At 73.9% G+C, this 8522-nt stretch carries 9 protein-coding genes; 4 read left to right on the top strand and 5 right to left on the bottom strand.

Annotation, left to right across the window (positions count from 1 at the left end):
- Positions 1–855, top strand: an 855-nt coding sequence (locus ACWDRR_RS32340; RefSeq protein ID WP_449775810.1) for an N-acetylglucosamine-6-phosphate deacetylase, incomplete at its 5' end; no start/stop codon positions are given.
- Between the two features lie 69 nt (positions 856–924).
- On the opposite strand, the gene ACWDRR_RS32335 is transcribed toward ACWDRR_RS32340, so the two are convergent.
- Together ACWDRR_RS32335 and ACWDRR_RS32330 are read right to left on the bottom strand one after the other, a co-directional pair.
- Positions 925–1908, bottom strand: a complete 984-nt coding sequence (locus ACWDRR_RS32335) for a hypothetical protein (protein ID WP_449775809.1) — start codon at positions 1906–1908, stop codon at positions 925–927.
- 195 nt (positions 1909–2103) lie between these two features.
- Positions 2104–3921 carry a diguanylate cyclase domain-containing protein gene (locus ACWDRR_RS32330; protein WP_449775808.1) on the bottom strand — a complete coding sequence of 606 codons (1818 nt, stop codon included), beginning with the start codon at positions 3919–3921 and terminating at the stop codon, positions 2104–2106.
- A gap of 367 nt (positions 3922–4288) precedes the next feature.
- On the opposite strand from ACWDRR_RS32330, the gene ACWDRR_RS32325 reads away from it, so the two are divergent.
- Positions 4289–4816, top strand: coding sequence for a flavin reductase family protein (locus ACWDRR_RS32325; RefSeq protein WP_449775807.1), 528 nt, complete (start codon positions 4289–4291; stop codon positions 4814–4816).
- A 13-nt stretch (positions 4817–4829) separates the two neighbouring features.
- Here ACWDRR_RS32325 and arfB read toward each other — a convergent pair whose 3' ends face one another.
- The gene (arfB, locus tag ACWDRR_RS32320) at positions 4830–5261 is read right to left on the bottom strand and encodes an alternative ribosome rescue aminoacyl-tRNA hydrolase ArfB (protein ID WP_449775806.1); all 432 of its coding nucleotides are present in this window, start codon (positions 5259–5261) and stop codon (positions 4830–4832) included.
- A gap of 91 nt (positions 5262–5352) precedes the next feature.
- On the opposite strand from arfB, the gene ACWDRR_RS32315 reads away from it, so the two are divergent.
- Together ACWDRR_RS32315 and ACWDRR_RS32310 are read left to right on the top strand one after the other, a co-directional pair.
- Positions 5353–5850 carry a hypothetical protein gene (locus ACWDRR_RS32315; protein WP_449775805.1) on the top strand — a complete coding sequence of 166 codons (498 nt, stop codon included), beginning with the start codon at positions 5353–5355 and terminating at the stop codon, positions 5848–5850.
- A gap of 128 nt (positions 5851–5978) precedes the next feature.
- Positions 5979–6554: a TerD family protein gene (locus tag ACWDRR_RS32310; protein ID WP_449775804.1), complete on the top strand. Its 576-nt coding sequence runs from the start codon at positions 5979–5981 to the stop codon at positions 6552–6554.
- Between the two features lie 168 nt (positions 6555–6722).
- Here ACWDRR_RS32310 and ACWDRR_RS32305 read toward each other — a convergent pair whose 3' ends face one another.
- Positions 6723–7907 (bottom strand): hypothetical protein, encoded by a 1185-nt coding sequence (locus ACWDRR_RS32305; RefSeq protein ID WP_449775803.1) that lies wholly within the window; start codon positions 7905–7907, stop codon positions 6723–6725.
- 122 nt (positions 7908–8029) lie between these two features.
- Positions 8030–8518, bottom strand: coding sequence for a DUF3180 domain-containing protein (locus ACWDRR_RS32300; RefSeq protein ID WP_449775802.1), 489 nt, complete (start codon positions 8516–8518; stop codon positions 8030–8032).
- Between the last annotated feature and the right edge of the window lie 4 nt (positions 8519–8522).

Raw genomic sequence — 8522 nt, 5'->3', positions numbered from 1 at the left:
GCCTCGGTGCTGTCCGAGCTCGTCGAGGACGGCGTGCTGGCCGGTATCCACTTCGAGGGCCCGTTCATCTCGCACAACCGCTGCGGCGCCCACCGCCCCGACCTGCTGCGCGACCCGGACCCGGCGCTGGTCCGCAAGCTCGTCGACGCCGCCCGCGGCCACGCCAAGATGGTCACCCTCGCCCCCGAGCTGCCCGGCGGCCTGGAGTCCGTGCGGATGCTCGCCGACCTCGGCGTGATCGCCGCCGTCGGCCACACCGACTCCGACTACGCCAAGACGCTGGAGGCGATCGAGGCCGGCGCCACCGTCGCCACCCACCTGTTCAACGCCATGCCCGGCATCGCCCACCGCGCCCCCGGCCCGATCGTGGCGCTGCTGGAGGACGAGCGGGTCACCGTCGAGCTGATCAACGACGGCGTCCACCTGCACCCGTCCGTGCTGGACCTCGCCTACGGCACCGCCGGCGCCTCCCGGGTCGCCCTGATCACCGACGCCATGGGCGCCGCCGGCATGGGCGACGGCCTCTACCCGCTCGGCCCGCTCCAGGTCGAGGTCAAGGACGGCGTCGCCCGGCTGGTCGAGGGCGGCGCGATCGCGGGCTCCACGCTCACCCTGGACGTCGCGTTCAAGCGGTCCGTCACCGTCAACGGCCTCTCGCCGGCCCAGGCCGTCGAGTCGCTCAGCGCCGTCCCGGCCCGCCTGCTCGGCCTCTTCGACTCGATCGGCTCGCTGGAGCCCGGCAAGAACGCCGACCTCGTCGTCCTCGACTCCGAGAGCTACGACCTGGTCGCCGTCATGCGCCGCGGCGAGTGGATCACCGGCGCCGAGACCTTCGCACCGGTCCGGCCCGCCTGACGCACCGACGACGACGGCCGCCCGCTCCCCTCGGGGAACGGGCGGCCGTTTCGCGTCCGCGCCGGGCCGTCAGCCGCCGTACGGCTCGACGGTCACCTGGTCGATCAGCACCGAGCCACCGCTCGGGTTCGTGATCGCGACGGTGTTCGGGCCCGCCTGGAGCTGCGGCAGTATGAACGTGGTGTACCAGGAGGACGCCGGGTCCTTGCCGGGCGAGTAGTTCTTGAACGAGAGCCCGCTCGGCCAGTCCTTGCCGTTGACCGCGGCCGAGGCCTTCACATCGGTCGCCGCGTTGTTGAAGTGCACGGTCAGCTTGTAGGTGCCGGCCGCCGGGACCTCGCCGGTCCAGCTCACCGTGGCGCCCGACTGGAGGGTCAGGTAGCTGCCGTCCGCCGACTTGGCGCCCTTCACGGTGTTCCCCGAGGGGGCGTTCTGGCCCTGCAGCTGGCTCGCGTCGACGGTGGCCGGGCCGGCGGTACCGGTGGCACCGGGCGACGCCGTGCCGGAGGCCGACGGCGTGCCGGTGGCGCTCGGCACCGGCGGCGCCGAGGTCTGGGTGCCGTTCTTGGCCTTCTTGTCGCCGCTCGCGTCACCGGTGGAGAGCGCTATGCCGGCGCCGATCGCGATCGCCGCGACCACCGCCACCGCGCCGATCACCGCGCCCTTGCTCTTCCCGCTGCTCCCCCGCTCCTCGCCCGGCTGCGGCCGGGAGCGCTCGGCGTACCGGGTCTGCTGGGTGGGCGCGGCGCCGTACTCCTGGTGCTGCGTGGGCGCACCGCCGTACTCGGCCTGCTCCGGCGGGTACGGCTGCCCCTGCGGGTGGCCCTGCTGCGGCGGGTACTGCTGCGGGCGCTGCTGCCCGTACTGCGCACGGCCGACCTCCATGGGGCGGTTGTACGACGTACGGGGCACGCCCTGCTGCGGCTCGGCCGGCTGCGCGGCGCTGCCGCCGGCCGGACGGTAGAGGTAGCCGAAGGGATCGTCGTCCTGGGGGGCACCGCCCTCCGGGCTCTCGGGCACTCCGTTGCTGCCGGCGGTCGTCACGGTGGTCAACTCCCCATCGCGGTGGCGCCGCCGGGCTGCCGTGCCGTCGGCGCAAGTGGTGGTCGCTCGTACCCGGGAACCCTACCTGCCGCAGCCGACCTGCCGAAAAGACCCCTTGACAACCCGCGAGTAGCTTTCACCCCGCCACCACAGGTCACGGCGCCCCGGCACCGGCCCGGCCGGACGGGATCCGGGGCCCAGGGCCTAACCCGCCCGACGGTGCGAGCGCTCGCCCCGAGCTCCGCGCACCGCGCCGCCCCGGGCCCGCTTCTCGTCGTACATCCGCTCGTCGGCCGTGTGCAGCACCTCCTCGATGCTCATCCCGCAGCCCGCCCAGCCGACCCCGAGGCTGACGCCGACCCGCATCCCCCGGCCGTCGATCCGCATCGGCGGGATGATCGCGTTGCGCAGCCGGTGGGCGAGGTCCTTGGCCTCCTCCCGGCCGATGCCGTCGGCCAGCACCACGAACTCGTCGCCGCCCAGCCGGGCCACCGTGTCGCCGTCCCGGACGGCCTGGCTCAGCCGGCGGGCGACCTCGACCAGCACCGCGTCGCCCGCGTTGTGACCGAACCGATCGTTGATCGACTTGAAGCCGTCGAGGTCGCAGAAGAGCACCGCGAGCCCCTTCTCCGCCGCGGCCGCGCCGCCCGAGCGGAACGGACCCGACCAGACGTCGCCGCCCGGGCCGTGGTCGGCGGGGACCACCGTGTGCACGTGCTCGCCGTAGCCGGCCGCCCCGCCCGGCCCGGCGGCCGGCAGCGGGTAGCCCTCGGGCAGCACGTAGCCGTGCGTGGCGCCGGCCCGCGGGTCGGCCCCGTCCAGGCCCTCGTAGGCGGTGTGTGCGCTGTAGGAGTCGATGGCGTAGCCGCTGTACGGCGGCGGGTACGAGCCCTCGCCGTGCCCGGCCGGGTGCCCGGCGACGGCGCCGACCGTCTGCGGTTCGTTGCAGAGCCGCCGCCCCAGCCTGGCCTTCAGCTCGGCGCCGTTCGGCAGGCCGGTGAGCGCGTCGTGGCTGGCCCGGTGCGCGAGCTGGAGCTCGTGCCGCTTGCGGTCCTCGATGTCCTCGACGTGGGTGAGCAGGAAGCTCGGTCCCTCGGCCGCGTCCGCGACGATCGAGTTGCGCAGGCAGACCCACTGGTAGCCGCCGTCCCGCCGGGACAGCCGTAGTTCCGCCCGGCCGCTCTCGGCGCTGGTGCGCTCCAGCAGGGCCCGGTCGTCGGGGTGGACGAGGTCGGCGAAGCTCTGCTGGCGCAGCACCGCGCGGGGGCGGCCGAGCAGCCGACAGAGCGCGTCGTTGACCCTGGTCAGCTGGCCGCGCCCGGCGCCGTGCAGCTCGGTGATGGCCATCCCGCTGGGTGCGTACTCGAAGGCCTGGCGGAAGCTCTCCTCGCTGGCCCGCAGCGCCTGCTGCTCCTTCTCCAGGCGGGCCAGCGCCCGTTGCATCTCGGCCCGCAGCCGGGCGTTGCCGATCGCGATGGAGGCCTGGAGCGAGAACATCTCCAGCGCCTCGCGGGTCCACGCGCCGGGCCGCTTGCCGCTGCGCGGGCGGTCCACCGAGAGCACGCCGAGCAGGTCGCCGCCGGCGCTGTACATCGGGGCGAGCAGGCCGTCGGCGGGGTGCCAGTCGTTGGCGTAGACGGGCATCGGGCCGTCGCCGATCCAGCGGGGAATGTCGCTGGCCACGGCCCAGCCGCGGTCGTAGGGCAGGAAGCGCAGGGTGCCCCAGTGGTCGCTGACGCCGAGCAGCCGGTCCCAGGACTCGCGCGAGCCGACCTGGCCGAGCAGCACGGAGGGGCCGCCCATGGCGCTCTCCTCCAGCTCCCAGACGGCCGCCACCACGAGGTCGCCGTCCGGGCGGACCAGGCTGACCGCCGCGGCGTCGAAGCCGAGCCCGTGCACGGCGCCCTCGACCACAGCCTGCAGCGTGCCCGCCAGGCTGCGGGCAGCGTTGAGGTCCGCCACGACCCGGTGCAAGGTGCGGAGGGTCGCGAGACGGACGTAAGGCTCCGACTCGGCTTCCATGCGGGGGCTCCCCGGCTGCTTCGGATAGTTCTTGAATGGTTATCGTCCGATTGCCAGAAGAACTGAATCACAGGGAGCACAGCGTTCGGCACGCTCGGTCAGCAATAGGCCACCACTTGTGACTTAAATCACACGACACTTATGCGCCCTTAATCAGCTCATCCGCCCCATAACGGGACATAAGGCTTTATAGGAACGTTTCTGGTGGTCGGCCGCATTGGCCACGCACTGAAGCCGCCTGCCGCCCGGCAGGCCCCCTGCTTCACCCCTGGGGGTGAGGCTCGCCGCAGACCGTAACCTCTGCGCCGCTGGTCCTACGACCACGGCCCGATGCCGTTCCGCCCGGCCGCCGACTACCGTGCGGTACGTGTACTCGGCTCCGCAGCCCGAAGCTGCCTCCCAAGCGACGCCCGACGAGTTCCGGGCGGCACTCTCCCAGCTCGCCTCCGGCGTGAGCCTGGTGACCGTCCACGACCCGGAGGACGGCGAGGACGTCGGCATGACCGCCACGTCCTTCCTCTCGGTCTCCCTGGAACCCCCGCTGGTGCTGATCTCGGTCCGCGAGGACTCCCGGATGGACGAGGTGCTCTCCCGCACCGACACCTGGGCGGTCTCGCTGCTCACCGAGGAGCAGAAGGCGCTCGGCTCGCGGTTCGCCATGAAGGGCCGGCTCAGCGACCGGCTGCTGTTCGCCGACGCCCCGCACCAGCGGGGCCGCCACAGCGGCGCGCCGCTGATCGACGGCGCGCTCGCCACCGTCGAGTGCCGCACCGAACAGCGGATAGCCGCCGGCGACCACACCCTGCTGCTCGGCCGCGTCCTGGAGGCCGCGGTGCCGAACGCCGGCGGCCGCCCGCTGCTCTACTTCCGCGGCGGCTACCGGCAGCTGGGCTGACCCCGGCCGACCGCTACTCGCCCCGCGGCGAGCGCCGGCCCGCCTTCAGCTCGGCCCGGTGCTTCTTGTTGGTCAGCCGCCGCTCGACCATGCCCCGGCTGGGCTTCGTCGCCCGGCGGGCCTTCGGCGGCGGCGCGGTGGCCTCGCCCAGCAGCGACGCCAGCCGGGCCGCGGCGACCTCGCGGTTGCGCCACTGCGAGCGGTGCTCCGACGCGCGCACCACGAGCACCCGCCCGTCCACCAGTCGCCCGGCCAGCCGCTCCAGGGCGCGCTGCTTCCAGACCTCGGGCAGCGCCGCGGAGGCCGCCAGGTCGTAGCGCAGCTCGACCTGGGTGTCGGAGGTGTTGACGTGCTGGCCACCGGGGCCGGAGGAACGGGAGAAACGCCACTGGAGCTCGGCGTCCGGAACGACCACCGATCCCCGGACGCGGATGGGCTCGGGCATGCGCCCATCATCCCGTCCCCGGGCCCGCCGGTCACGCGGTTATCCGGTCACCGGCTCACCCGGTTATCCGCAGGCGCCCGCAGCCCCGACAATGGCGTACGTGATCGAGCTCGGCTACTCCCTCTCCAACCGCTTCCCCGACCCCCCGCAGACCGACTACCGCAGTGCCTCGGTGCACACCCTGCGGTACGACCTCTTCTGCGGCGACGTCTACCTGGACGCCGACGGCACGGAACTCTCCACCGCCTGGGGCTGGGTGCCGGTGCTGGACTTCGCCTGGGCGCTGTGCGACATCGTCGAGGAGCTGGACCGCGACCCGGACGGCAGCCGCGCCGCCCGGGTGCAGAGCTCCGACCTCGACTTCACCCAGAACACCGAGCTGCTGCGGTTCGCCCGCCGGTTCAACTGGGTCGAGGTGTCCGCCACCTGGCTGCCGGACGAGGCGCCCGCGGTGGTCCGGCACAGCGATCTGCGCCGCGAGGCCCGGGATTTCCTCCAGGACACGCTGGCCGATCTCTTCGACATGCACCCCGAACTGGCCGACAATCCGCACATCTGGTCACTGCAGGGCCGCTTCCGCCGAATCTGAGCGAGCTTCGACCTGGCCATTTGCCCACCCGTCATTCGCCCCAAAGAATGTGTGCCGCGAACCGTGGAACCAAGTCCACGGTCTCCCGCGTTATCCCGGGCAAAAGCAACGAAGGGACAGCAAACACCATGCCAGTGAGCCTCTCCAAGGGTGGCAACGTCTCGCTGACCAAGGAGGCCCCCGGCCTGTCCGCGGTCACCGTCGGCCTCGGCTGGGACGTCCGGACCACGACCGGCGCCGAGTTCGACCTCGACGCCAGCGCGATCGTGCTGAACGCCGACGGCAAGGTGCTGTCCAACAGCCACTTCGTCTTCTTCAACAACACCAGCACCCCGGACAGCACCGTCGTCCACACCGGTGACAACCGCACCGGCGAGGGCGCCGGCGACGACGAGGCGATCAACGTCAACCTCGCCGGCCTGCCGGCCGAGGCCGTCAAGATCACCTTCCCGGTCTCGATCTACGACGCGGTCGCCCGCTCGCAGAACTTCGGCCAGGTCCGCAACGCCTACATCCGCGTGATCAACGCGGCCGGCGGTGCCGAGATCGCCCGCTACGACCTCTCCGAGGACGCCGCCACCGAGACCGCCATGATCTTCGGCGAGCTCTACCGCAACGGCGCCGAGTGGAAGTTCCGCGCCGTCGGCCAGGGCTACGCCTCCGGCCTCGCGGGCATCGCCAAGGACTTCGGCGTCCAGCTCTGACGCCCCCGAAGCGCCCGGCCTCCTCCCCGGAGGCCGGGCGCTTCGCCGTTCCCGCCCCCGTCCGCCGCCTGCCCGGGACGGCCGAGGACACCCCGCCGCCGCCGCAAACGCCTCGGCGCGCGTTCACGGCCGGGCCGTGGACGCGCGCCGAGGGCGGCAGCCGGAGGTTCAGCGCGAGGCGCGCAGCTCCGGGAGCTGGAGCAGTTCGGTCTCGTCGTCCGGGGTCAGGTCCACCACGGCCGGTCCGGCTCCGGAGGGCTCGCCCCCGGCCTCCTCGACCTCGGCCTGCTCGACCTCGGGCTCCAGGTCGACCGGCTCGACCGGCGGCTGCGGCCGGCCCTGCACGGCGGCCACCGGCCCGGCCTTCGCCGCGGCCACCGCCTCGTCGCCCACCACGTCCGCCAGGTCGGCGCGCTCGCCCAGCTCCGCGACACTGCCCACGGCCGGCGCCGGAGCCGCCGGCCGACCGGCCGCACCGGCGCGGCCGAAGAAGCTGAAGCCCTGCCCCCGGCCCTGCTGCGGACGCGGCCGCTGCCGCTCGGCCGCCACCACGGGCACGCCCGGTGTCCCGGCCGACTGCCCGCCCAGCTGCCCGACCGTCGCCGTCAGCGCCGGCCGCGGCGCGGCCGGCGGAGCGACCACCGCCGGCCTGGACGCCGCCGGCGTGGGCACCGCGGGAGCCACCGGGGCCGGCACCGCACGGGCGGGAGCCACCGGAGCGGGAGCCACCGGAGCGGGCGCGGCCACGGGTGCCGGCGCGGTACGGGCCCGCAGCGCGACCTCCGCACCGGCCGCGCGCTCGCGCTGCGCGTCCCGGGCCGCCGCCTGCCGCTCCAGGTGCCGCAGCACGGCCGCGGCCCGGACGAACGCGGCCGGGCTGGCCGGGTACTTGGGGCGGGCCGCCGCGAGCGCCCGCTGGGTCGCCTCGGCCTCCTTGAGCGCCTGCTCGGCCACGGCCACGGCGCGCTCGCGCAGCAGCCGGGCGATCTCCGTCTCGGCCTTGGCCAGCCGCGACTTCTCGGCCGTCAGCCGCCGCCCGAAGCGGGTGGCCCGCTCCTCGGCGACCTCCGCCGCGTACTCGGCCTCGGCGAGCTGCTCCTCGAAGCGCTCCTCGGCCCGCAGTCGCTGCGCGACGGACACCTCGGCGGCGGCCCGGGCGGCCCGGTCGCGCTGGCGCAGCAGCACGGCGATGCCGAGCGCGGCCAGGACGGCGGCGACTCCCACCGAACGGACCAGGACGGTGTCCTGACTGAAGACCAGCGCGGCCACCGCGGCGACGATGAGCACGCCGGCGGCGGTGGGGGGGAAGACCCGGCCGAGGACGGAGGAATGACGGTGGCGTCCGCGAGACATGCCAAGAAACTAGCGTGCGAATTGGGGCCGTGTCAGCCCAGGGTCGGCTTTGGCCCTTGACACTGCGCAAGCTTTACCGCACGTACCCGGGCCTTCACCCAAGATCACCGAAAAATTCCTGCTCAGCGGTGCGAGGTCGCCGGGCCGCTCGGATCGTCGTGATCCTCCGGCAGCTTGCACACGTGCTGCAGCCAGAGCGCCGCCGCGATCACCGCGATGCCGGCCAGCACCGAGAAACCGGCCGTGACGGCCTGGTCCTGGCGCGCCGGCACGTCCAGCTCGCCGAGCAGGTAGATGCCCGCGCCCGCGTAGATGCCGGTGACCACCGCCGAGACCAGCGCGCTCGCCTGCGCCAGCACCACCGCCCGGGCGGCGCCCAGCGGGTCGACCCCCTTGGCCCCGGGCTGCCGCTCGCGGGCGGCCTTCAGCCGGGACCGCAGCGAGATCGCCGTGGCGAGCAGGATCACCGCCACCGCGGCCAGCACCACCGGCGCCGCGCCCGGCACCGCGGGCAGGGTGTCCAGGGAGGCCCACAGCTTGGCACCGGCCCAGGACAGTGCCGTCGTTGCGGCGGTGATGCCGACCAGCAGACGGAGGCGAAGCAGCTTCACTCGG

The sequence above is a fragment of the Kitasatospora sp. NPDC003701 genome, assembly GCF_053587085.1.
Note: the sequence above shows the minus strand (reverse complement) of the source record. Positions and strands in the feature narration are given on the sequence as shown.

Coding starts and splice junctions, on each gene's coding strand:
- ACWDRR_RS32330 (WP_449775808.1), bottom strand. CDS start 3,921: ATGGAAGCCGAGTCGGAGCCTTACGTCCGTCTCGCGACCCTCCGCACC.
- arfB (WP_449775806.1), bottom strand. CDS start 5,261: ATGCCCGAGCCCATCCGCGTCCGGGGATCGGTGGTCGTTCCGGACGCC.
- ACWDRR_RS32315 (WP_449775805.1), top strand. CDS start 5,353: ATGGCGTACGTGATCGAGCTCGGCTACTCCCTCTCCAACCGCTTCCCC.
- ACWDRR_RS32310 (WP_449775804.1), top strand. CDS start 5,979: ATGCCAGTGAGCCTCTCCAAGGGTGGCAACGTCTCGCTGACCAAGGAG.
- ACWDRR_RS32305 (WP_449775803.1), bottom strand. CDS start 7,907: ATGTCTCGCGGACGCCACCGTCATTCCTCCGTCCTCGGCCGGGTCTTC.